General features: G+C 43.7%; 18 protein-coding genes and 1 pseudogene. 11 read left to right on the forward strand and 8 right to left on the reverse strand.

Going from position 1 to position 22627, the window contains the following annotated elements; all coding sequences use genetic code 11:
- Window positions 1–37: 37 nt before the first annotated feature.
- The gene (locus tag CDG61_RS03765; RefSeq protein ID WP_228199608.1) at window positions 38–1600 is read right to left on the reverse strand and encodes a phospholipase D family protein; all 1563 of its coding nucleotides are present in this window, start codon (window positions 1598–1600) and stop codon (window positions 38–40) included.
- Window positions 1601–1763: 163 nt separating this feature from the next.
- Here CDG61_RS03765 and CDG61_RS03770 point away from each other — a divergent pair, with 163 nt between their 5' ends.
- Together CDG61_RS03770 and CDG61_RS03780 are read left to right on the forward strand one after the other, a co-directional pair.
- Window positions 1764–2774 (forward strand): metallophosphoesterase, encoded by a 1011-nt coding sequence (locus tag CDG61_RS03770; protein WP_087551604.1) that lies wholly within the window; start codon window positions 1764–1766, stop codon window positions 2772–2774.
- A 246-nt stretch (window positions 2775–3020) separates the two neighbouring features.
- Window positions 3021–3365, forward strand: a complete 345-nt coding sequence (locus tag CDG61_RS03780; RefSeq protein WP_087551602.1) for a hypothetical protein — start codon at window positions 3021–3023, stop codon at window positions 3363–3365.
- A gap of 67 nt (window positions 3366–3432) precedes the next feature.
- On the opposite strand, the gene CDG61_RS03785 is transcribed toward CDG61_RS03780, so the two are convergent.
- Both CDG61_RS03785 and trhA read right to left on the reverse strand, forming a co-directional pair.
- Window positions 3433–4746 (reverse strand): MFS transporter, encoded by a 1314-nt coding sequence (locus CDG61_RS03785; protein WP_087551601.1) that lies wholly within the window; start codon window positions 4744–4746, stop codon window positions 3433–3435.
- Between the two features lie 144 nt (window positions 4747–4890).
- Window positions 4891–5535, reverse strand: coding sequence for a PAQR family membrane homeostasis protein TrhA (gene trhA, locus CDG61_RS03790; RefSeq protein ID WP_087513805.1), 645 nt, complete (start codon window positions 5533–5535; stop codon window positions 4891–4893).
- A gap of 102 nt (window positions 5536–5637) precedes the next feature.
- Between trhA and CDG61_RS03795 the strand changes: the two genes are divergently transcribed.
- The 3 genes and pseudogenes from CDG61_RS03795 to CDG61_RS03805 all read left to right on the forward strand — a co-directional run bounded on the left by CDG61_RS03795 (window position 5638) and on the right by CDG61_RS03805 (window position 8090).
- The gene (locus tag CDG61_RS03795; RefSeq protein ID WP_087551600.1) at window positions 5638–6876 is read left to right on the forward strand and encodes a class I SAM-dependent methyltransferase; all 1239 of its coding nucleotides are present in this window, start codon (window positions 5638–5640) and stop codon (window positions 6874–6876) included.
- Window positions 6877–6963: 87 nt separating this feature from the next.
- Complete coding sequence (locus CDG61_RS03800) at window positions 6964–7383, forward strand: GNAT family N-acetyltransferase (protein WP_087551599.1); 420 nt, start codon at window positions 6964–6966, stop codon at window positions 7381–7383.
- A gap of 38 nt (window positions 7384–7421) precedes the next feature.
- A pseudogene (locus CDG61_RS03805) lies at window positions 7422–8090 on the forward strand (HAD family hydrolase).
- A gap of 206 nt (window positions 8091–8296) precedes the next feature.
- Here the strand turns inward: CDG61_RS03805 and CDG61_RS03810 are convergent.
- Together CDG61_RS03810 and CDG61_RS03815 are read right to left on the reverse strand one after the other, a co-directional pair.
- Window positions 8297–8566, reverse strand: a complete 270-nt coding sequence (locus tag CDG61_RS03810) for a hypothetical protein (protein ID WP_087551598.1) — start codon at window positions 8564–8566, stop codon at window positions 8297–8299.
- A 146-nt stretch (window positions 8567–8712) separates the two neighbouring features.
- Window positions 8713–9339 (reverse strand): LysE family translocator, encoded by a 627-nt coding sequence (locus tag CDG61_RS03815; RefSeq protein ID WP_087513800.1) that lies wholly within the window; start codon window positions 9337–9339, stop codon window positions 8713–8715.
- 135 nt (window positions 9340–9474) lie between these two features.
- Here CDG61_RS03815 and CDG61_RS03820 point away from each other — a divergent pair, with 135 nt between their 5' ends.
- Window positions 9475–9945, forward strand: a complete 471-nt coding sequence (locus CDG61_RS03820) for an Lrp/AsnC family transcriptional regulator (protein WP_087551597.1) — start codon at window positions 9475–9477, stop codon at window positions 9943–9945.
- Window positions 9946–10033: 88 nt separating this feature from the next.
- Here the strand turns inward: CDG61_RS03820 and CDG61_RS03825 are convergent, their stop codons facing one another.
- From CDG61_RS03825 to CDG61_RS03835, 3 genes are all read right to left on the reverse strand, one after another.
- Window positions 10034–12166 carry a 3-hydroxyacyl-CoA dehydrogenase NAD-binding domain-containing protein gene (locus CDG61_RS03825; RefSeq protein ID WP_087551596.1) on the reverse strand — a complete coding sequence of 711 codons (2133 nt, stop codon included), beginning with the start codon at window positions 12164–12166 and terminating at the stop codon, window positions 10034–10036.
- Between the two features lie 11 nt (window positions 12167–12177).
- Window positions 12178–13383, reverse strand: a complete 1206-nt coding sequence (locus tag CDG61_RS03830; protein WP_087551595.1) for an acetyl-CoA C-acetyltransferase — start codon at window positions 13381–13383, stop codon at window positions 12178–12180.
- 284 nt (window positions 13384–13667) lie between these two features.
- Window positions 13668–14678 (reverse strand): AraC family transcriptional regulator, encoded by a 1011-nt coding sequence (locus CDG61_RS03835; protein ID WP_087513796.1) that lies wholly within the window; start codon window positions 14676–14678, stop codon window positions 13668–13670.
- Window positions 14679–14888: 210 nt separating this feature from the next.
- On the opposite strand from CDG61_RS03835, the gene CDG61_RS03840 reads away from it, so the two are divergent.
- The 5 genes from CDG61_RS03840 to CDG61_RS03860 all read left to right on the forward strand — a co-directional run bounded on the left by CDG61_RS03840 (window position 14889) and on the right by CDG61_RS03860 (window position 22390).
- Window positions 14889–16007: a CaiB/BaiF CoA transferase family protein gene (locus CDG61_RS03840; RefSeq protein ID WP_087551594.1), complete on the forward strand. Its 1119-nt coding sequence runs from the start codon at window positions 14889–14891 to the stop codon at window positions 16005–16007.
- A 111-nt stretch (window positions 16008–16118) separates the two neighbouring features.
- Window positions 16119–17384, forward strand: a complete 1266-nt coding sequence (locus CDG61_RS03845) for a carbohydrate porin (RefSeq protein ID WP_087551593.1) — start codon at window positions 16119–16121, stop codon at window positions 17382–17384.
- 167 nt (window positions 17385–17551) lie between these two features.
- The gene (locus CDG61_RS03850; protein WP_087551592.1) at window positions 17552–19945 is read left to right on the forward strand and encodes a glucose/quinate/shikimate family membrane-bound PQQ-dependent dehydrogenase; all 2394 of its coding nucleotides are present in this window, start codon (window positions 17552–17554) and stop codon (window positions 19943–19945) included.
- A gap of 323 nt (window positions 19946–20268) precedes the next feature.
- A complete protein-coding gene (locus CDG61_RS03855) occupies window positions 20269–21912 on the forward strand; it encodes a nitrite/sulfite reductase (protein WP_087551591.1) in 1644 nt (547 codons plus the stop codon).
- On the forward strand, window positions 21905–22390 hold the full coding sequence (locus CDG61_RS03860; RefSeq protein WP_087551590.1) for a DUF934 domain-containing protein: 486 nt from the start codon (window positions 21905–21907) through the stop codon (window positions 22388–22390). Before CDG61_RS03855 ends, CDG61_RS03860 begins: the two co-directional genes overlap by 8 nt.
- Window positions 22391–22627: the final 237 nt, after the last annotated feature.

Raw genomic sequence — 22627 nt, forward strand, 5'->3', positions numbered from 1 at the left:
AACCAGTGAGCAGGATCAGCCCCGCGCACTGTCAGAATTACATAAAGCCTTCAATCGGCAGGAATGACATTAGTTTGACTCCTGCTTTTTGCCACCATTTCATCCGTGGTTCTTTGGTGTAGGTTTTGACACTGCCATCGTGTTTTTTCAGTTGCCATTCAATACTGTTGTTTGCATCAAGCACCAGTTTGTAGGCATATTTGCTCAGATTTTCATCCATGGTGTGGTGTACGGCTTTTGCCAGCTGAGGGCTGTTCAGCAGAACACCGATTTCAGTATTTAAATAAGCTGAGCGTGGATCAAAGTTAAAAGAACCAATAAACACCTGCTTTTCATCAATACTCATCAGTTTTGCATGCAGGCTGGAACGGCTCAGACCTTTCAGGCTGACTTTGGCTTTTTTAGCCACTTCTTCTGTATTGACATTCAGGTTACTGGCTTCAGGTGCGGCTAAAAACTCGTACAGCTGTACATCATTTTCCAGTAACTGCTGACGGTATTTGCCATAAAACGCGTGTACCAGTGGAACATCATTGGCTTTAAATGAATTGGTCAGTACGCGAACCTGAACATTTTCAGCAGACAGTTCAGACAGGCGTTTAGCGCCTTTCTTTTCAGGGACAAAATAGGCTGAAATAATATCAATACTGTGTTGTGGTTTTTCCAGGTGTTCCATCAGCTGAAAATTCAGATGCTGTTCTTTTTTTGCTTTGGCTTTAATTTTGCTCGGTGAGTCCTTGACCACTTCGGCTTTGACCCAGTCCAGCTGGATGCTCTGATTCAGCCATTTTTCAAATGCCTGAGAGCGGTTGGTCAGATCCAGATAGTTCTGAACAGTGGCTTCCTGATAATGCTCTTCCACCTGCTGCTTGAGACTGTCAAAACGCAGGGTATAGTGCTTAGGGTTCACGAGTTCCTGCACTGGAAATGCATAATCATCATTCCAGTATTCATCAAAAGAGTGAATGATTTCATCGGCAGCATTGCCCACAAGCATCACATCAACATCAGAAAACTGGTAGTTGTCACTGACATTGAAATACTGGTTACTCATATTGCGACCACCAATCAAAGCAATCTGATTGTCTGCAATAAAGCTTTTATTGTGCATACGGCGGTTGATACGCTTTAAATCCAGCAGCATATCCATGGCACGGTAATGTCTGAAACGGTAAGGGTTATACAGTCTGACCTCAATATTGGTATGCTGATTCAGCGCGAGGTAAATTCCTTCCATTTTTTTGGCATTGTTGTCATCTATGAGCAGGCGGACTTTGACGCCCCGGTCTGCTGCCCGGATAATGGAATGCAATGCCAGCGCCCCAATTTTATCGTTGTCCCAGATGTAATACTGAAGATCGAGGGTTTTTTCGGCTTTATCTATTAAGTGCAGACGGGCAGCAATCGCTTCAAACGGATCGTAAAGAACATGGTAACCCGTCAGCTGAGGATTTTTTTCTCTTAATGGTAGAACAATTCTGGCAAGTGAAGTTTGTGCAGTGTCGGTATTGAAGGCAAACTCAACAGGGTGAGCTTCCTGTTTAGGTAAAGTACTGCAACCTGGAGCCCCCAGCAGCAGGCAGCACGAAATCAGCAACATTCCCTTTTGTCCTGTGGAAGTCCTGAATTGTCCTGTATTGTTGCTGTGAGGATATGTCATAATTTAATCATATAGCCGAAATTTGGTTTGAGTATAATTGTGAGCTGTGAAAAGATAAATATAAGAACAGTTGAAAAACACTGTAAGACTGTAGAGTAAGAATATGTGGGAAACGCACTCAATCGTTGTATATTTTTATGTCTGTTTTGGATTACTTGCCGTATGGGCAGTGTCTCAGGCATGGTTGAGTCAGTCAAGGACAGAAACAGTCCATCCATTTAAAGCATTTGTACATCTGCTGGCTTTTTATCTTTCCTATCTGCTTATTCCTTTGTTTATATTCAGTATTTATGCGGGATGGAGTGGGTATTACTCGCTGCATGAGGCTGTTTTTACATTTCTGATCAGTGGTCTGCTGGTTTATGCGCGTTTTATTGAGCCGCATCATGTCAAAGTTCAGACCATGCAGTATCCGATTCTTGAAAATCAGCCACTGAAGAAACCAGTTAAAATTGCTCTGATCGCAGATTTACATATCGGTCTGTTTTCAGGACATGAACGCCAGCTGAATATCATTGTCCGTAAAATCAATCAGCAGAAGCCTGATCTGGTTGTGGTTGCTGGTGACTGGACCTATGAACCTGAAAATAAACTGGCTGAAGAACTGGCAATCTTAAAGCAGATTGAAGCTCCGGTTTATTCGGTCAATGGCAATCATGATGAACAGTATCCGGGTCCACCCATTCAGGAGTTACTGGCGCATGCATTGAGCAGTAATGATGTCATGGATATTGAAGGGCAGATTGTTGAATTTGATGAATTCAGACTGTTGGGTGTCGGTGATTTATGGGCAGGAAAAACCGATATGCGGTATATGCCCGAATTGCCTCAGGACAAACCCTGGGTGATTCTTTCCCATAATCCAGACACGGTGGATATGGTGCCACAGTTACCGACCCGTCCTTTAATGCTCTCAGGACATACTCATGGTGGTCAGGTTGAACTTCCCTGGCTGACGGATTATGTCATGAAAAAAGTTTCCATTCTTGGGCATAAAAAAGGTCTGTATCAGCATGAAAATGCCAGTGTATTTGTCACGGTCGGGACAGGCATGGTCGGAGTTCCTTTCCGTTTCCGTGTTCCACCGACCATTGATATCATTGAACTGATCTGACTTTATTGAATGTTCAGATCAGCTTCATTTTTCACTGATCGATATAAACCGACCAACAGCACTGATGGAAAATCAGTGCTGTTTTTATTGCTGTGAATAAATAGAACGTCTGTTATAAAATTTGAAATAAAAGAGTTGTTTTTTCTGTCATTTTTTAAGAGTATATTTTGATCAGTCCATGCTGAAACTGCAAAAAAACTGATACTGATATGGATGGATTTATAAAAATTACAGGGGGATAAAAACATGGCGTTTCATCATGAAGTCGGGGGACCATTTGGTCTGACAGCACAACAGTCGGATCAGCTTGAACAGGGCTTAAAAGCACTGGATACAGAATTTAATCAGGCTGTAGATGTCGAAAATGATGAGTTTGCACAGCAATATTCAGCTAAATTTGAACAACTGACCAGTGGGTTGGGGATTTCTGAAGAAGAGCGCGAAATGCTGATCAGTCATCTGTATTTTACTGAAGAATTTCATGATCTGGTGACTTATATCGTTCCTGCTTATTATCGGGCAGGAGGTGATCGTGAAGTGTACAGTGATACTTATGAGCTGATGATGGGGGAGATGCAGCTGGAAGATTAGCTGCTGAAAAACATTCGGTATAAAAAACCAGCGCTCTGTGCACTGGTTTTTTTATTTTCAGGTCAGATTAAACCTGATTGTTTACATCGTCATTTTTTGTTTCACGGATAGCAAGGAATGCCAGCAGTGACAGAATGGATGCTGCAGTCAGATAGTAGCCGACGGCATACAGACCATAAGTGGTTGCAAGTTTGGTTGCAATCAGTGGTGCAAAAGAAGCACCGAAAATACCCGCCAGGTTGAAGGTCAGTGCTGAACCTGTGTAACGGACAGAAGTCGGGAAAATCTCAGAAAGTACCGTACCGATAGGACCATAAGTCAGTCCCATAATTGCAAGCCCCAGGCAAAGGAACAGGAACACGATCACAGTACTGCCGGATTCCAGCATGCTGGAAAACACCAAACCGAACAGGGCAGAGACTACACATACTCCAATGGAGGTTGCCTTACGTCCAAACTTTTCTGCAAATACGGCAGACAGTGGAATAAATGCGGCAAAACAAAGCGTTGCGACCAGTTGTAACTCAAGAAATTCTGTACGTGTATAGCCTAACTGTGTAGTTCCCCAGTTCAGTGCAAATACAGTTGTCAGGTAGAACACCACAAAGGTACAGATGGCTGCAATGGTTCCCAGAATCAGCATGCCCCAGTGTTTGGTCAGGACTTCTTTAAAAGGAACATTCACTTCTTTCTGTTTATCCAGCACTTTCTGGAAAGCAGGGGTCTCATGCAGTTTCAGACGGATCCATAAGCCCATGATGACCAACAGCGCACTTGAAATAAATGGAATACGCCAGCCCCACTGCATGAAGTCTTCTTCAGACATAAATGCACCCAGGGTCAGAAATGAGCCAGTTGCTAAAATAAAACCGATTGGTGCTCCAAGCTGAGGGAACATACCATACCAGGCACGTTTACCTTCAGGTGCATTTTCAGTGGCCAGCAGAACAGCACCAGACCATTCACCCCCCAGTCCCAGTCCCTGACCTAAACGGCACAGAGCAAGCAGCAACGGAGCCATAATTCCAATCTGAGCATAGGTCGGTAGTAAACCGATACAGACCGTGGAAATCCCCATTGTCAGTAATGCTGCAACCAGTGTGGCTTTACGCCCGATACGGTCACCCAGATGTCCAAACAGTGCAGCACCAATTGGGCGGGCAATAAATGCAATGGCAAATGTTGCAAGCGACTGAATAGTTGCGGTGGTTGGGTCTGTACTTGCAGGGAAAAACAGATGAGGGAAAATAATCACAGCCGCGGTGGCGTAGATATAAAAATCGAAAAATTCAATGGTTGTACCCACCAGGCTGGCGGTAAGTACACGGAATTTAGAGTTTGTTGCTACTTCCTGTGGAGCAGCTGGAGCAGATGACGCCATGTTGAACCTTACACTTACTAAAAATAAAAAAGCTTAGTTTTAAAAGCGTAATCTTTTTAAAAAAGGCGTAATTTCTTAAAAAAACAACGAAATACCCACTCTGATTCTACTTGCTCAGGGTCGCTGAAATGAAGAATGAGGAGGTTAAATCACGTAAAGATAGATCGCTAAGAAATGTGATCCAGCGCCTATCAGAACAAAAACATGCCAGATAGCATGTGTATATCTTACTCTTTTCAGTGCATAAAACAATGCACCAATTGTGTAAGCAAGTCCGCCTGTGATCAGTAAGGTTAAAGCCTGAGCACTTAGGTAGCGCTGCATGTCGTCCATCACCAATACGGCTAACCATCCCATGACGAGATAGGCAATTAAAGAAATTTTCTGAAATTTATTAATGAATATTAACTTGAATAGTGTACCAATTAGCGCAATCAGCCATAAAGCTATCAGTAAAGCGTGTGCTTTTGCTGTTGGAATGGCAATGGACAGAAATGGGGTATAGGTACCGGCGATTAAATAATAAATAGCAGTGTGATCCAGTTTTTTATACCAGTAGCGTCTGTCTGCTGTGGTGGACATGTGATAGAGCGTGGAAGCACCAAAGAGCAAAACCATACTCAGTGCGTAGACCCAGAGTCCGATCCATTGTCCTGTGGGCAGATCAGCCCCTTTAATAATCAGCAGTATGCCCGCAAGCAGTGCCAGTGCAGTGCCTGCACCATGGCTGAGATAATTCAGTTTTTCTTCTGTTGCATCGTAGTCGGGAAGAAGCGGTGCATTATTCATTTTATGTTTATTCAATAAAATATACGTCTGTATAGTAATGTAATTTTGAATTCAGGGTAAGACGCTTTAAACTTCAAGGGTAAATTAAATCAGGCTTTACTCATGTCCATACTGGAAACGATCACTCCCCAGGAACTTCAGCTCTTAAATGAATTTTCTCAAGCTGTTGAAAATAAAAGTTTTGATCGAATCATTCTCAGTCAGTACAAAGGCGAACTGGCAGATCTGGAAAAAATCACCTGCCGAGTCATTTCACTTCAGAATGAGGACGTGCTGAGCTGTCTGTATCGTTATAAAACCAATGATGTGACTAAAAATCATCCTTTGGCAGATGCAGTCAGTATCGTTCAGCATTTACTGGCTGACTGTAAACAGGCAAATCTGTTTACGGCAGATCAGGAATATCAGTTTAAAAAGAACAAGAAAAAGGCCATGCTGACTGTGAGTAAAAAAGCCTTTGGTGCAGCACCATCATCGAACCGTCCAGATCCGACTGTGCAACAGGGACATGACAGAACCAAACACCGTTATGTGGATCAGCAGAGTTATTTTTTACAGCCTTTAGGGATTACGGATGCTAAAGCACAGATCATTCCGAGTATGGCGCGTAAATGGAAGCAGATTAATAAGTTTGTAGAGATATTTTCAGGTGCGCTCAGCCAGATAGAGACTTCAGATGAGGCTCTGAAAGTGGTTGATTTTGGTTCCGGTAAGGGTTATCTGACTTTTGCACTGTATGATTATCTGGCAAAACAGGGGCAGACGCCGTTTGTGACCGGGGTTGAGCTGAATGAAAAAATGGTGGGCTTCTGCCAGGATGTTGCACAGCAGTCTGAATTTGCTCAGCTGGACTTTTTTCAGGGCGATGTCAGGACATATCATCCTGAAAAACTGGATGTCATGATCGCTCTGCATGCCTGTGATGTTGCGACAGATTTTGCGATCCATACAGGAATCCGCCTGAATGCACAGATGATCATGTGTGCGCCGTGCTGTCATAAGGAACTTCGCCCTCAGTTGCAGAGTCCGAAAGTGCTTTCTCCAATGCTTCAGTTTGGTATCCATGCTGGGCAGCAGGCTGAAATGCTGACAGACACAATCCGTGCGCTGCTGTTAAAAGCCTATGGTTACGACACCAAAGTATTTGAATTTGTGGCACTGGAACACACCAGTAAAAATAAAATGATCCTGGCAACAAAGCGTAAAGATTTTAAACAGGTGGATGAAACGGTTCTTGCTCAGATTCAGGCTTTGAAGGAAATGTATGGTATTCAGAAGCATTCACTGGAACTGTTGCTGAACGATGCCTGGGATATGCAGGGCATTGGATGTAAATGCTGAGCAGTACAGATCTGCTTGTGTGCTCTTAAGGCTGTCTGAATATGATATGGACAGTAAAGTGGTCTTATTTTTGGAGATGAATAAGTAATGAGCCGTGAAATCCGTGCAGGAAAGTGGTCAGATCTGGCACAGCATGCCATGCAGATCCGTGAAGCGGTATTTATTCAGGAACAGCAGATTGCTGCTGAAGATGAATGGGATGAACAGGATGCAGTTTCACTGCATTTTGTAATGTATGAAGATGAGCGGCCTGTTGCAACAGCCAGGTTGTTAATGGACAACAGTATTGGTCGTGTTGCGGTTCTGAAGTCCAGTCGTGGACTGGGACTGGGTAAGGTGCTCATGCAGGCTGTCATAGATCATGCCAGGGCTGAACAGCGTAAATCTGTCAGATTGTCTGCTCAGGTTTATGCGATTGCATTTTATGAAAGCCTGGGTTTTACAGCTTATGGTGAAGAATATCCTGATTGCGGTATTCCTCATCAAGATATGTCAATGGAACTCTGAGCATAGCCTGATCGGTTTGGGCTGAAAGTGAGTGAGGAATGAAGCAAATCAAAGCGGTTCTTTTTGATCTGGATCAGACCCTGTTGAATCGGACAGAGACGCTCCGCAGATTTCTGAACTGGCAGATCAATTTTTATCAGCTTGTTCCGGCTGTGCATAAAGATCAGTTTATCCACAGATTTCTTGAACTGGATGCCAATGGTTCAGTATGGAAAGATGTGGTTTATACACAGCTGATTCAGGAATTCAGTATTCGCCATTATTCAATGGCGCAGTTGCTGAAATGCTACATTGAGGATCTGAATAAATTTTCAGTCGCATTTGAGGGTGTTGCAGCAGTAGTTTCAGAGCTTTATCAGTCGGGTTATCAGATCGGGCTGATTTCCAATGGTAAAACTCCGTTTCAGGAACATAATTTTCAGGCTCTGGGATTAAGTGTGTTCTTTTCAGTCATACTGGTATCTGATGCTGTTGGACTGAGAAAACCTGACAGGGCTATTTTTCATAAAGCATGTCAGCAACTGTAACGGTCAGCAGAGCAGTGCGTATTTGTAGGTGACAATGACATTGCAGATATCCAGGGAGCGAACAGGGCAGGTCTGAAAAGTATTTTCTTTCACCCGGATCCGACTGTGTATTCCTCATGTGCAGATCTGAATATGCATCATTTCAGTGAGTTGAGTGCTTTAATTGATCTGCTGGGCTGAGTTGCTGGCTTTACTTTCCTGATTTGGTAGCGGTAGAAATTTAAAAAAATAAATGCGGTTGAATAAAGTAAAAAACCATGCAGTTATGCGTGAAAACCTCTTTGCTCTAAGCATGAATATTTCGGATAGTCTGAGTTTTTATCTGAAAATATGAAATACAGGGCAACAAAAAAGGGCATGACGCCCTTTTTATGTTTCAGCAGAAATCAGTGTGCATGTTCAGTATGCGCTTCGCCGCGCTGCATATTTTTCATTTCAGCATCAGACATTTTCATGTCTTCATGTGCATGTGTGGCAGCAGGTTGCTGGGAAGAATCAGTCTGTTTATTTTTCTGACTCGGCATATAGTCAGGTTCATTGCTTACTGCAAGATAAAAGAATCCGAGGAAAAATGCGCTGAGGATAAAACCGATCAGCAGACCTTTCCAACCTTTCTTTTCATTCGCAATTTTTTCAGATTGAGCAGCATCAGACATGGGAGTATTCCAAAGGAAAAAGAATCAGAACATGGTGCTTTTTATAACATGATTTTTGACTGTGAGTATAAAAAATATGTAAAAGCCATGAATATTTTATGGATTTAATCTCAGGCAGAAAAATGCAGAAAATCTGCATTATTCAGTCAGCTGAACTCACTGAACATCATTTTTAAAGCAAGCCCACTCATGATGAGTGCCACACTTTTTAAGAGTAGCCGTTGAATAAAAAGGTTGTTCATATACTGTTTGAACTGAAATGAGCAACCGATATAAAAACTACCAACCAGCACTAAGACGGCACAGGTGATGAGATAGATCTTGGCTGTGAGTTCAATGAGAATCTGATTGCCAAAACTGACAGGAACCAGTGCGAGGTAAAATGACATGGTTTTGGGGTTACACAGCGTCAGCCAGAGTCCGTGTATATAGCTGTTTTTCGATTGCTGTGCTGTTTCAGGCAGATCAGCAGGCAACAGGTTCTGGTTAAAGTGCCAGTATTTCCAGGACAGATAGAACAGATATAGACAACAGAGCATCATCAGCCCTTTAAAATAAATCCCTTGCAAAAAATCGCTGGATTGAAACAGACCGAACAGCGCTAAACTCAGATAGATGAAATCGCCCGTGATCAGCCCCAGCAACATCAGACAGCTTTGACGCCATCCACGACTGAGCGTACTGAACAGTAAAGCGGTCATGCCAGGCCCTGGAATGAATGCAGCAATACCGAGTGCCACTGCATACATAAAAAGTTGAGAAGCTGAGTCCATGAGAAATTACCGTAAATATTTTTACAGTATTGTTCAGTAAATCTCAGGGTGAAAATGGTCTGTTTTGATTGTATTTAAACAAATACAGGGTATATATTTTCTTTATTATTTAATAAAAAGGTTAAAACAACCCTTATGCAGACGGATAAAACAGATGCGAAAATTCTGGAGATATTACAGAAAGATTCGCGCAGTACCACACAGGAGATTGCCGATCAGATCGGAATGTCTGCATCGCCGTGCTGGCGTCGGATTAAGCGGCTTGAAGATGAAAAGCTGATTCGGGGGTATGGCGCTCAGCTGGATCGTAAAAAAATTGGTCTGGGTGTGATGGTGTTTATCAGGGTGTCTATAGACAGTCACAGTGAAGCTGAAGCACGAAAATTTGAAGAAAAAGTAGCGGAGCTGGATTTTGTGGTGGCATGTTACAGTATTGGTGGAGATGCAGACTTTTTACTTCAGGTGGTGTCTCCGAGCCTGGATACTTATGCTGATTTTTCCATGTCGGTCATTCGCAGGTTACCTGGTATTAAGGAAATGCAAAGCATGTTTGTGCTTAAGGAAATCAAACCTTTTACATCTTTTCCAGTGTCGGCTACGGCATAACATCAGGGTTAATAGTCTGAACATCTGACGATTGATTTAAAAAAATAAGGGGCAACAAGCCCCTTATTTGAATGACTGGAGATTAGGATCAGTCAATTTTACCGCTTGCAACTTTGTCTTTGAGTAATTGTGGTGCTTTGAAACGCTCACCATATTTAGCTTCCAGTGTATTGGCACGCAACAACGCTTTTTCTAAACCATACTGGTTTAAGAACTGAATCGCACCACCTGTCCACGGCGCAAAACCTATCCCGAAGATCGAACCGATATTGGCATCCACTACAGATTCTAATACATTTTCTTCATAGCAACGTAAAGTATCGAGTGCTTGAACAAACAGGATACGGTCAATCATTTCCTGTTCAGAAATATCTATATCTTTCTTCCAATGGCTCAAACCATCCCAAAGATGTTTTTTGCCACCTTCTGGATAATCATAGAAACCTGAACCTGCAGCTTTACCTTTACGTCCAAACTCATGAATCATGGTTTTCAACACATCTTCCGATGGTGAATGTGGTAAGTCTTTACCTTCAGCTTGCAGTGCCTTACGGGTTTCATTGGTCACATGCTCAGACAAGGTCAATGCAACTTCGTCCTGAATCGCCAATGGACCTACAGGCATACCTGCTTTAAGCGCAGCCATTTCGATACGTGCAGGGTGTACGCCTTCAGCAAGTAAACGTAGACCTTCATTCACAAAGGTACCAAATACACGGCTGGTGAAGAAACCACGGCTGTCATTCACCACGATTGGTGTTTTACCAATTTGTTGAACATAGTCATACGCTTTCGCTAAAGTTTCAGCAGATGTATTTTGTCCTTTGATGATTTCAACCAAAGGCATTTTGTCGACAGGGCTAAAGAAGTGTAAACCAATAAAGTTTTTGTCATCTTTAGAGGCTTTTGCTAAACCTGTAATTGGCAGTGTCGAAGTATTTGATGCAAACACACCACCATCAGCAAGGAATGCTTCTGCTTCCTGAGTCACTTTGGCTTTGAGTTCCTGATTTTCAAAGACTGCTTCGATAATCAGATCACAGCCTTTCAGATCAGCAGCATCAGCCGTTGCAGTAATCAGGCTCAAGACTTGATCACGCTTCTCAGCGGTCATGCGACCTTGAGACACTTTTTTGTCCAGGAGTTTTTGGCTATAGGCTTTGCCTTTTTCTGCATTTTCAACAGAAACATCTTTCAGAACAACAGCGATGCCTTTTGAAGCTGTTGAATAGGCAATACCTGCGCCCATCATACCTGCACCAAGTACACCGACTTTGCTTGCTTGCCATTTTGCAACATCTTTCGGACGGCTTGCTCCTGCTTTAATCGCATTCAGACCATGCCAGAAAGTACCGATCATGTTTTTCGCCACTTGCCCTGTTGCAAGATAAGTGAAATAACGTGATTCGATGGTCAGTGCTGTATCCACATCGACCTGAGCACCTTCAACCGCAGCAACCATGATCGCTTCAGGCGCAGGATAGCAACCTTTGGTTTTATCACGCAGCATTGCAGGAGCAATCGCAAGAATCTGAGCCACAGCAGGTGTTTTAGGATCACCACCAGGGATTTTATAACCTTTCACATCAAACGGTTGTTGTGATTTCGGATTGGTTTTGATCCATGCAATTGATTTTTCCATCAATTCGTCAACAGAATCCGCCGTATCATGGATTAAACCTAAAGATTTGGCTTTATCAACACCAAACTGCTTACCTTCCATCAGGAATGGGAATGCATTTTGTAAGCCCAACAGGCGCACCATACGCACGATCCCGCCACCGCCTGGCAATAAACCTAAAGTCACTTCAGGTAAACCAAACTTGGATTTTGGATCATTTAAGGCAATACGTGCATGACAACCGAGTGCGATTTCCCAACCACCGCCAAGCGCTGTACCGTTCAATGCTGCAACCACAGGTACACCTAAAGTTTCGATGTAACGCAGTTCTTTTTTCATCAGCTCAACGATTGCCATGAACTCTTTGGCATCTTCAGGACGAGCCTGAATCAAATCATCCAGATCACCGCCTGCAAAGAAAGTCTTTTTCGCTGAACGGAAAATCACACCTGTAACACCAGAATCCGCTTTAAATTTTTCTACAGTTTCAGTCAAGGCTTTTTGGAAATCTGCATTCATGGTGTTTGCAGATTGGTTTGGAGAATCCATAGTCAGAATAACAATGCCATCCGCATTTTTCTCAAATTGAATTGCGCTCATTCTTATTCTCCTTATACCAACTCAATAATGGTCGCAATACCCATACCACCACCCACACACAATGTTGCTAAACCACGTTTTTTGCCTTGACGTTCAAGCTCATCCAGTAAAGTACCTAAAATCATTGCACCTGTTGCGCCCAATGGATGCCCCATGGCAATCGAGCCACCATTTACATTGACTTTTTCCACAGGAACTTTTAATTCATTAATGAAACGCATTACCACAGAAGCAAAGGCTTCATTCACTTCAAATAGATCAATATCATCAATCGTTAAGCCAGCTTTCGCCAATGCTTTACGTGCAGCAGGCGCAGGACCTGTCAACATAATCGTTGGATCAGTACCGACCAATGCAGTCGCTAAAACTTTGGCACGTGGTTTTAAACCTTGTTCTTTCACCGCTTTTTCAGAAGCAAGCAGCACCACCGCAGCACCATCCACGATGCCTGATGAATTACCTGCATGATGTACATGATTGATCTTTTGCGCTTCAGGATATTGCTGTAATGCCACAGCATCAAAGCCCATGCCACCCATCATTTCAAAACTTGGGTTGAGTTTTGCCAAGCCTTCAGCAGTCGTCGTTGGTTTAATAAACTCGTCTTTGTCTAAAATCACCACGCCTGCTTTGTCTTTTACAGCCACGATGGATTTATCAAAATGACCTGCCGCTTGTGCAGCAGCTGCTTTGCGCTGTGAATTTGCTGCAAATTCATCCACATCGGAACGCGTATAACCATCCAGAGTTGCGATCAAATCTGCGCCAATGCCTTGCGGGACAAATTTTGATTTTAAATTAGTTTCAGGATCAAGCGCCCACGGTCCGCCATCTGAACCCATCGGGATACGTGACATGGACTCGACACCACCTGCTACAACCACATCTTCCCAGCCTGAACGGACTTTTTGAGCCGCCATATTTACAGCTTCAAGACCTGATGCACAGAAACGGTTGATCTGCACACCTGCAACATCATTGTCCCAGCCTGCGGCAATTGCAGCAGTTTTGGCAATATCCCCACCCTGGTCTGCAATCGGTGTCACACAGCCCAGTACAATGTCGTCGACTTTAGAAGTATCTAACTGATGACGATCTTTTAATTCATTGAGTAATGTTGTGAGTAGAGTAATCGGTTTGACACTGTACAGTGAACCATCTTTTTTTCCTTTTCCGCGTGGTGTGCGAATGGCATCAATGATGTAAGCCTCGCTCATAGCTGTTCCTTTTTATGACTTTAAATTTGTTATGGTGCTTCGAGTGTACTTCATAAAGTACAGAGTTCAATGACGAGAACGGGAGAGTCGCCTGATATTTTTGGTCAGTCGGGCAAATCAGTTTCAGTCAGCAGCAGGAGGGAAACAACAGGTGAATACGTATGGCTAAAAAGACTCTGCATTGGCAGTAAAAGGCATATTTATAATAATTTTATATTCCGCAAATAAAAAACAAGCCCAGTCATTATGACAGGGCTTATTTTTGTATACTGGAAACAGCTTGATTAATGATAGCCATGTAACTGACGGTACAGCCCAGGTGTAACCCCAGTCCACTTTTTAAATGCACGGTGGAATGTACTGGTTTCACTGAAACCGACCTGCTGTGCCACATCTTCAAGGGTCAGTCCTGGGTTGAGCAACAGGTGAATGGCTGCATCACGGCGTAAAGCATCTTTCACGCCCTGGTAGCTTTTCCCTTCAGCAGCAAGACGGCGACGCAGTGTCTGTGGTGACAGATACAGCATGGAGGCAACATCATTCAGTGTTGGCATTTCCTCACCAATCTGACTCTTCAGTACATCACGGATACGTGAAGTCAGGGAGTTGGTATTTTTAAATTTAACCAGTAACTGAGCAGGTGCAGCTTTCAGGAATTCTTCCAGTGCGGCTTCATCCTGACGGATCGGTAAATCCAGATAATCCGCTGCAAAGGTAATTTCTGTACGGGGAGCATCAAACTGCATCACGGGTGCAAAAAACAGTGCATCATATTCTTCTGCATGATTTGGGCGAGGGTAACCGAAGTGTACACGCTCAAGTGGCAGGCGGCGTTCAATCAGCCATGAGGCAAGACCATGCCAGATCATGAGCATACTTTCAGTAATGAAGTGATCAGGGTCCATGGATTTTGGAATCAGAGGCACCAGGCGGGCTTCATGTTTATCCCGTTCAAGGCTGACAGACCATTCATCACCAAAGAGCTTGTAGAACTGAGAAGACAGCTCCAGTGCATCTCCGAGCGTTTTTGCATGAATAATCAACTGACACATAATGGCAAAAGTGCCCAGGCGTCGAGGCTGAATGTCAAAGCCGACGTGTTCATCCTGGGTGACCATCCACAGCATTTTAATGAAGCGGGTATATTGTTCAGGAGAAATCCTGGCTTTAGGCTGGCGAAGTAATTCAGCTTCAATGCCAACATGGGACAGCAGGGTTTCTACATCCATGCCCAGGCGTTTAACCCCGGTAAGAGCTGCATTGACGAAATGGATACTGATCGTATCGCGGCTCATGTTAAATCCTTCAGACTCTTTTATATTCACTTGGGTTGACCTAAATGACGCTAAAAATAATTCAATTGGCAATTTACAATAAAGGTTTTGCCCTTTTTACATGTTAAATTGCCGAAATGATCAAGGTAAATGGCTGAACATGACATTGTTCAGCCTCATTTATATTTCTAATATGAGTAAAAAATCAACATTAAACGAGTGTAAATTAGTATGACATCGGCTTTAAACGGATTGAAAGTTCTCGATTTTTCTACATTATTACCAGGTCCATTTGCAACTTTATATCTGGCTGACCTGGGTGCAGAAGTGATTCATGTTGAATCGCCAACCCGCCCAGATCTCGTGCGTCTACTGCCTCCGTATGCAAATGGGCAGGCAACTTCACACAGTTATCTGAACCGAAATAAACAGTCTGTTGCACTCGATTTAAAAAATCCTGAAAGCATTGAACTGATTAAACAGAAAATATCTGAGTATGACATTGTGGTCGAACAGTTCCGTCCTGGAGTCATGCAGCGGCTGGGTCTGGACTATCAGACACTGGCAGAAATCAATCCACGACTGATCTATTGTTCCATCACAGGCTATGGTCAGTCAGGTTCCTATAAAGATAAAGCAGGGCATGACATCAACTATATTTCTCTGTCAGGAATAGCGGGGCACAGTGGTCGTAAGCAAAGTGGACCACCTCCTATGGGGATTCAGATTGCTGATGTTGCCGGTGGTTCTTTGCATGCAGTGATTGGAATTCTGTCTGCGGTGATTGAGCGTCAGATCAGTGGACAGGGGCAGTATATTGATATTTCCATGACCGACTGTGTTGTGACCATGAACAATATGGCAGCGTCTGCCAGTCTGGCAGGTGAACAGCATCAGCAGGTGGAAAATGAACACCTGAATGGTGGAACATTCTATGATTATTATGAAACTCAGGATGGTCGCTATATGTCAGTCGGCAGTCTGGAACCTCAGTTTATGGCGGGTCTGGCAACGGCACTGGAATTACCTGTTTTAATGGCAAAAGGGGCATCTTTTGATGCTGATGACCGAAAAGAAGTGAAACAGACAATAGCTGAGAAAATGAAAACACAGCCATTTGTCTACTGGCAGTCTCTATTTTCAGGACTTGATGTCTGTGTGGAACCTGTTCTGAAACTGGAAGAAGCGCTTGATTCACAATTGGCAAAAGAGCGTGGTTGGGTCGTGAATGTACCTTTGAGTGAAAATTCTGAGCAGACAGAAGCACAGCTGGCATGCCCGATCAAATTTTCAAGATCACGGTTAAATTATTCATTTATTGGACAAAAACTGGGCGAGTCAGAACTGTGATTTTTCTGTTCTGAGATCAAAGATACAAAGTGCAACAAAAAACACACTTTTAAACAAAAACATCGAGCGTAACCTGTATGTATTAACAGAATAATATATAGGTTGCGCTTTATGGATAGAGTATGTAGAAAATTCTGTTCGGTGATCAGCGTTCTTGCGATGAGCTGCAGTTTTCAGATTACTTTTGCTGCAAAACCATTTGATGTTCAAAGTCCCTGGATGTTGGGTGACTGGAACGGTAAGCGTACAGAATTACAAAAACAGGGATACGATTTCAGCCTGGGGTATACAGGTGAAATGGCAAGTCTGCTCGATTCAAAACATCATTCCAGTCACGGTACTGAATATACAGATCAGTTCGCTTTGGGTGCACATTTAGACCTCAGCACAATTCTGGGCTGGCAGGATACAGAAGCTCAGATCACCATTACAGAGCGTAATGGACATTCTCTTTCTCAGACCTCTGATGCACTCGCAGGACACCTCAGCTCTGCCCAGGAAGTGTGGGGGCGTGGTCAGACCTGGCGTCTGACTGATCTGTGGATCAGGAAAAAATTTCTGGATCAGAAACTGGATATTAAAGTGGGACGTTTCGGTGAAGGTGAAGACTTCAACGTTTTTGACTGCGATTTTCAGAACCTGGCACTGTGCGGTTCTCAGGTCGGCAACTGGGTGGGTGATCAGTGGTACAACTGGCCGGTGAGCCAGTGGGCTGCCCGGATCAAATACAATCTGCAACCTGACCTTTATGCACAGCTGGGTGTTTATGAATATAACCCTGAGAACTTAAGACGTAGTAAGGGATTCAACTTAAGTACAGATGGCTCACATGGTGCGATTATTCCTGCTGAAGTGGTCTGGCAACCGAAGTCCGCAATAGCACAACTGCCTGGTGAATATCGGTTGGGTTATTACTACAGTACCGCTGATGCAGCTGAAATAGAGCATCCTTCCAGAACTTCCCATAAGCAGGGAATGTGGGTTGTTGCAAAGCAACAGCTGACCTCACATGCAGATGATGTCCGCCGTGGACTGAGTGGTTTTGTCAATCTGACAGTACATGACTCAGATACCAATAATGTCAGCAATATGCAGAATATCGGTCTGGTCTATAAAGGGCTGCTCGATGCCCGCCCTGAAGATGATCTTGGCGTGGGTGTAGCACGTATCGCCATCAATGATGATGTCCGTGACCTGCAGGCAGCGAATGGGCTGGCACAGCAAAACGAAGAATACGATGCTGAAATTTATTACGGTATACATGCAGCAAACTGGCTGACGGTACGTCCAAATATTCAGTATATCCGTCATGTCGGTGCTTATAAAAATGGTGAAAGCGCCTGGGTGGGCGGTATTAAATTACAGACAGCATTTTAGTTTTTAGCTTGAAAGCCAGTGCTTTTGAGGGATGTGAATGCTGGAAAATGGGTGTATTCACAGTTTTGAAAAGAACATGGTTTTTTAACTGAAAATAATTAAAACAGCCTCATGGTTTCTATGAAAGAGCACTGAGGATTCAATACATTAAAATATAGGTGGTCATTATGAATTCTCCATCTTCGGCATCAGGCTTCCGGACACTGACCGTTGTTATTGCCGCAGTCGCTGGACTGGTTCTGTTTGCAGGCGGGATTTATCTTGCCGTACTGGGTGGCTCCTGGTATTACATCATTGCTGGATTACTCTTCCTTGCGACTGCATTTTTGCTTCAACAGCTGAAAAGCTCCGCCTTGCTGGTCTATGCTGCACTGGTACTGGGGACAGTGATCTGGGGGCTGTGGGAAGTGGGTTCTGACTTCTTTGCACTTGCCCCACGACTGGATATACTGGGTGTATTTGGACTGTGGTTGCTCATTCCTGCTGTGACCCGTGGTTTCAGGGACAGTAAAGGTGCAAAACTGGCACTGACAGGCACACTGGCAATCACAATTGCAGTCATGATCTATTCCATTTTTAATGATCCTCAGGAAATCCGTGGGACATTAAGTGCAGCACAGCCTGCGCCTGCACCGATTGAAGGAATTGCTGATTCAGACTGGCCTGCCTATGGGCGTACTCAGTCAGGGTTGCGCTATTCTCCATTGACTCAGATCAATGAGAAAAACGTTAAAGACCTGAAAGTCGCGTGGGAATATCACACCAATGACTTTAAAACAGATAAGGATTCAGGTGAAACAACCAACCAGGTCACGCCAGTTAAAATTGGCAATAATATGTATATCTGTACAACGCATCAGTTCCTTGTGGCACTTGATCCGGCAACAGGTAAAGAAAAATGGAAGTTCGATCCGAAGCTGAAAGCAGATCATACTTTTCAGCATCTGACCTGTCGTGGCGTTTCTTATTATGATGCTGCCAATACCACAGGTTTTGCTGCAAGTCTGGAAACAAAGAAATCGACTTCCACAGAATGTCCACGTAAGGTCATTTTACCTGTCAATGATGGACGTCTGGTTGCTGTCAATGCTGACACGGGTAAAGCCTGCTCTGATTTTGGACATAATGGTGAAGTGGATTTACAGAAAGACATGCCATTTCCGTATCCAGGGGGGTACATTCCAACCTCTCCGCCTGTGGTTACAGGAACGACTATTATTATTGCGGGTTCAACCACAGACAACTATTCAACTGAAGAACCGTCTGGTGTGATCCGTGGCTATGATGTCAATACAGGTGCATTATTGTGGGTGTTCGATACAGGTGCAGAAGATCCAAATAAAATTCCAGGACCAGGTCAGAAATATGTTCAGAACTCTCCAAATGCCTGGGCACCTTTAGCTTATGACGCTAAACTGGATATGGTTTATGTGCCGACCGGTGTGGGCACACCCGACATCTGGGGTGGAAACCGCACACCTTTGCATGAACGTTATGCAAACTCCATGCTTGCGATCAATGCAACAACAGGTCAGCTGATCTGGAATTTCCAGACCACACATCATGACCTCTGGGATATGGATGTGCCAGCACAGCCAACCCTTGCGGATATCAAAAACAAAGCAGGGGATACCGTTCCTGCTATTTATGTGCTGACCAAAACAGGGAATGCATTTGTACTGGACCGCCGTACCGGTGAGGCGATTGTTCCTGTGACTGAAAAACCTGTACCACAGACCGTGAAACGTGGTCCACAGACCAAAGGTGAGTTCTATGCTGCAACTCAGCCTTTTTCAGACTTCAATCTTGCACCGAAGGATAAGCTGACTGATAAACAGATGTGGGGTGCCACCATGTTTGATCAGCTGATCTGTCGCGTGGCATTCCATAAACTGAACTATGACGGTATTTATACACCGCCTTCAGAAAATGGAACTCTGGTTTTCCCTGGTAACTTAGGGGTGTTTGAATGGGGCGGAATGTCTGTCAATCCTGATCGTCAGGTTGCCGTCATGAATCCTATAGGCTTGCCATTTGTGACCAAGCTGATCCCAACTGATCCGAACCGTGAAAAAACTGCGAAAGGTGCAGGGACAGAATCAGGTGTACAACCCATGTATGGTGTGCCTTACGGTGTTGAAATCAGTGCATTCCTGTCACCATTTGGACTGCCTTGTAAACAGCCTGCATGGGGCTATGTTGCAGGTGTGGATCTGAAAACACATGACATTGCATGGAAACGCCGTATTGGGACAATCCGTGACAGTCTGCCAGGTATCCCATTACCGCCGTTCAAAATGGGTGTGCCAATGCTCGGTGGTCCTATTTCCACAGCAGGGAACCTGATGTTTGTGGGCGCAACACAGGATAATTATATCCGTGCCATTAACGTCACCAATGGTGATGAACTGTGGAAAGGTCGTTTACCGGCAGGTGGTCAGGCAACACCGATGACTTATGAAATCAACGGTAAACAGTATGTGGTGATTATGGCGGGTGGTCATGGTTCGTTTGGAACCAAAATGGGCGATTCGCTGGTGGCTTATGCACTGCCGGATTAAAAAATAAACCTGAAGAAAAAGCCTGATCCGTCAGGCTTTTTCTTTGTCCAGGCAAAATATTCAGCTTTCAGCAATAAAGACAATGAGCAAAGTGGCCCAGAAAAAGACAAGCCAACGCTTATATTAAAAAATATGATAAGTATTGAATAAATTCATCCATATAACAATAAACTGCTTTAAAAGAAGCTTAGGCATTGATAACAGCGTGACTGAAACATGCTTATCAATAAAACCGCTATTAAATATGTAAAAAACGCATTTCTTTGATACATCAATAGTCGTTATATTGTGCGTCGTTATAATGAATCTACTAGCTGTACGCCATGTATTTATATACTGATTTTGACCAGCAACTGGTTAATGAACGTGTTGCACAATTCCGTGATCAGACGGAACGTTATTTAGCGGGTAAACTCACTGAAGATGAGTATCGCCCATTACGCCTGCAAAATGGATTATATGTACAGCGTTATGCACCAATGTTGCGTATCGCTGTGCCTTACGGTCTGATGAACTCAAATCAGCTGCGTAAAGTGGCTGAACTGGCTCTGGAATATGACCGTGGTTATGCACATGTATCCACACGTCAGAATATTCAGTTCAACTGGCCTGCGCTTGAAAATGTGCCTGATATGCTGCAGGAGCTTGCAACGGTTCAGATGCATGCCATTCAGACTTCAGGTAACTGTATCCGTAACACGACAACTGACCAGTATGCAGGTGTGGTTGCAGGTGAAATTGCTGACCCACGTCCTACCTGTGAGCTGATCCGTCAGTGGTCAACGTTCCACCCTGAATTTGCATTCTTGCCACGTAAGTTCAAGATTGCAGTTTCTGCGCTTGAAGAAGTGGATCGTGCAGCAACTTCATTCCATGATATCGGTGTGTATCTGACACGCAATGAAGCGGGTGAGTTAGGTTATAAAATCAAAGTCGGTGGCGGTTTGGGTCGTACCCCAATTATTGGTTCCATGATCCGTGAATGGTTACCACGTGAAGAATTGATTGCTTATCTTGAAGCAGTTCTTCGTGTGTATAACCTGCATGGTCGCCGTGATAACAAATATAAAGCACGTATCAAGATCCTGGTAAAAGCTTTAACTCCTGCAGTATTTGCTGAGAAAGTTGAAGCAGAATTTGCCGAAACCATCAAAACATTAAAAGTTGATGCAGATACTTTGAAAAAAATGGATGAGAACTTCACGCCATTTGATTATCAGAACTATGCAGATGAAAACTTTGATGCTTTGTTTGCAGAGCATCCAAAATTCAAACAATGGTTCAATATCAACACCAATGCACATAAAGTTGCAGGCTATCGTATCGTGACGATTTCACTGAAACGTGCAGGTGTTGCACCGGGTGATATGACCACCGAAGAAATGAATCTGATTGCTGATCTTGCAGACAAATATACTTTCGGTGAACTTCGTACCACGCACGAACAGAATATTTCACTGGTCGATGTACCACAGAAAGATCTGTTTGAACTGTGGCAGACGCTTGATCAGAACAACCTTGCCCGTGCGCACATCGGTTTTATTACCGATATTATCTGCTGCCCTGGCGGTGATTTCTGTTCACTGGCAAATGCGAAATCCATTCCAATTTCAGAAGCGATTTCACGCCGTTTTGATGACCTGGATACTGTGTATAACCTGGGACATATTGACCTGAATATTTCAGGCTGTATGAATGCCTGTGGTCATCACCATGTGGGTAACATCGGTATTTTAGGTGTGGACAAAAAAGGCGCTGAATTCTACCAGATCACTTTGGGCGGAAATGCAGACCACGATGCTTCAATCGGTGACATCTTAGGACCATCATTCGCAGCTGAAGTTGTACCTGATATTGTGGATGAAATTTTAAATACTTATCTCGATCTTCGTAACGAAGGTGAAGAATTTATCGAAACTTATCGTCGTGTCGGTATCCAGCCATTTAAGGAGCGTGCATATGCTTAATACAGCACTTCAAGTCCTCTCTAAAGATGGCACAATTGCAGACAATACTTATCAGATCATTGGTGAAGATGGTGTGTTGCCACAAGGCGATGTACTGTTGACTGTTGAACAACTGGATCAGATTGCCAATGTTTCAGGTAAAAAAGCCTTATTCATCACCGTGGATGCCTCTCCTGAAGTGAACCAGTTTCCATTGGATCAGCTGGATGCAATCTTCATTGATTTTGCAGGCTTTAACGATGGTCGTGGTTATTCATTTGCTGCGTTGTTGCGTCGCCAGGGTTATCAGGGTGAACTTCGTGCAACAGGTGATGTATTTAAAGACGTTTTAAATTATATGAAGCGTTCAGGTTTCGATACTTTCGTGATCAAAGAAGGTAAAGATATTACTGAAGCTGCGGCAGGTCTTGGGGATTTCACCAATCCTTACCAGGCATCGACTGCTGTACCGAAAGCGCATTATCAGACAGGTGCATAATCCTGACTGAGTGCCGGGAGCCTGCATCATGCAGGCTTTTTTATTGTGTAAATGAATGGAAAATTAAAAATTATATCTGCATGTTTTATATTAACTTAATTTAATATGTTAAGGTATTTAGCGTTAAGTATCATTGATACAGATCAGTACTCATCTTTTTTCAGAAGCAAAATATCCGTCAGGGAAATGAACAGAATTATTTCCTTGGGTGGCATGGTATTCAGACTTTTTATTCAG

Origin of the sequence: Acinetobacter sp. WCHAc010052 (assembly GCF_002165295.2) — a bacterium.
Lineage (GTDB): Bacteria > Pseudomonadota > Gammaproteobacteria > Pseudomonadales > Moraxellaceae > Acinetobacter > Acinetobacter chinensis.

What these genes read in the sequence shown, in the direction of transcription:
- CDG61_RS03765 (WP_228199608.1), bottom strand. Translation starts at nt 1,600, where the DNA reads ATGTTGCTGATTTCGTGCTGCCTGCTGCTGGGGGCTCCAGGTTGCAGT.
- CDG61_RS03770 (WP_087551604.1), top strand. Translation starts at nt 1,764, where the DNA reads ATGTGGGAAACGCACTCAATCGTTGTATATTTTTATGTCTGTTTTGGA.
- CDG61_RS03780 (WP_087551602.1), top strand. Translation starts at nt 3,021, where the DNA reads ATGGCGTTTCATCATGAAGTCGGGGGACCATTTGGTCTGACAGCACAA.
- CDG61_RS03785 (WP_087551601.1), bottom strand. Translation starts at nt 4,746, where the DNA reads ATGGCGTCATCTGCTCCAGCTGCTCCACAGGAAGTAGCAACAAACTCT.
- trhA (WP_087513805.1), bottom strand. Translation starts at nt 5,535, where the DNA reads ATGAATAATGCACCGCTTCTTCCCGACTACGATGCAACAGAAGAAAAA.
- CDG61_RS03795 (WP_087551600.1), top strand. Translation starts at nt 5,638, where the DNA reads ATGTCCATACTGGAAACGATCACTCCCCAGGAACTTCAGCTCTTAAAT.
- CDG61_RS03800 (WP_087551599.1), top strand. Translation starts at nt 6,964, where the DNA reads ATGAGCCGTGAAATCCGTGCAGGAAAGTGGTCAGATCTGGCACAGCAT.
- CDG61_RS03810 (WP_087551598.1), bottom strand. Translation starts at nt 8,566, where the DNA reads ATGTCTGATGCTGCTCAATCTGAAAAAATTGCGAATGAAAAGAAAGGT.
- CDG61_RS03815 (WP_087513800.1), bottom strand. Translation starts at nt 9,339, where the DNA reads ATGGACTCAGCTTCTCAACTTTTTATGTATGCAGTGGCACTCGGTATT.
- CDG61_RS03820 (WP_087551597.1), top strand. Translation starts at nt 9,475, where the DNA reads ATGCAGACGGATAAAACAGATGCGAAAATTCTGGAGATATTACAGAAA.
- CDG61_RS03825 (WP_087551596.1), bottom strand. Translation starts at nt 12,166, where the DNA reads ATGAGCGCAATTCAATTTGAGAAAAATGCGGATGGCATTGTTATTCTG.
- CDG61_RS03830 (WP_087551595.1), bottom strand. Translation starts at nt 13,383, where the DNA reads ATGAGCGAGGCTTACATCATTGATGCCATTCGCACACCACGCGGAAAA.
- CDG61_RS03835 (WP_087513796.1), bottom strand. Translation starts at nt 14,678, where the DNA reads ATGAGCCGCGATACGATCAGTATCCATTTCGTCAATGCAGCTCTTACC.
- CDG61_RS03840 (WP_087551594.1), top strand. Translation starts at nt 14,889, where the DNA reads ATGACATCGGCTTTAAACGGATTGAAAGTTCTCGATTTTTCTACATTA.
- CDG61_RS03845 (WP_087551593.1), top strand. Translation starts at nt 16,119, where the DNA reads ATGGATAGAGTATGTAGAAAATTCTGTTCGGTGATCAGCGTTCTTGCG.
- CDG61_RS03850 (WP_087551592.1), top strand. Translation starts at nt 17,552, where the DNA reads ATGAATTCTCCATCTTCGGCATCAGGCTTCCGGACACTGACCGTTGTT.
- CDG61_RS03855 (WP_087551591.1), top strand. Translation starts at nt 20,269, where the DNA reads ATGTATTTATATACTGATTTTGACCAGCAACTGGTTAATGAACGTGTT.
- CDG61_RS03860 (WP_087551590.1), top strand. Translation starts at nt 21,905, where the DNA reads ATGCTTAATACAGCACTTCAAGTCCTCTCTAAAGATGGCACAATTGCA.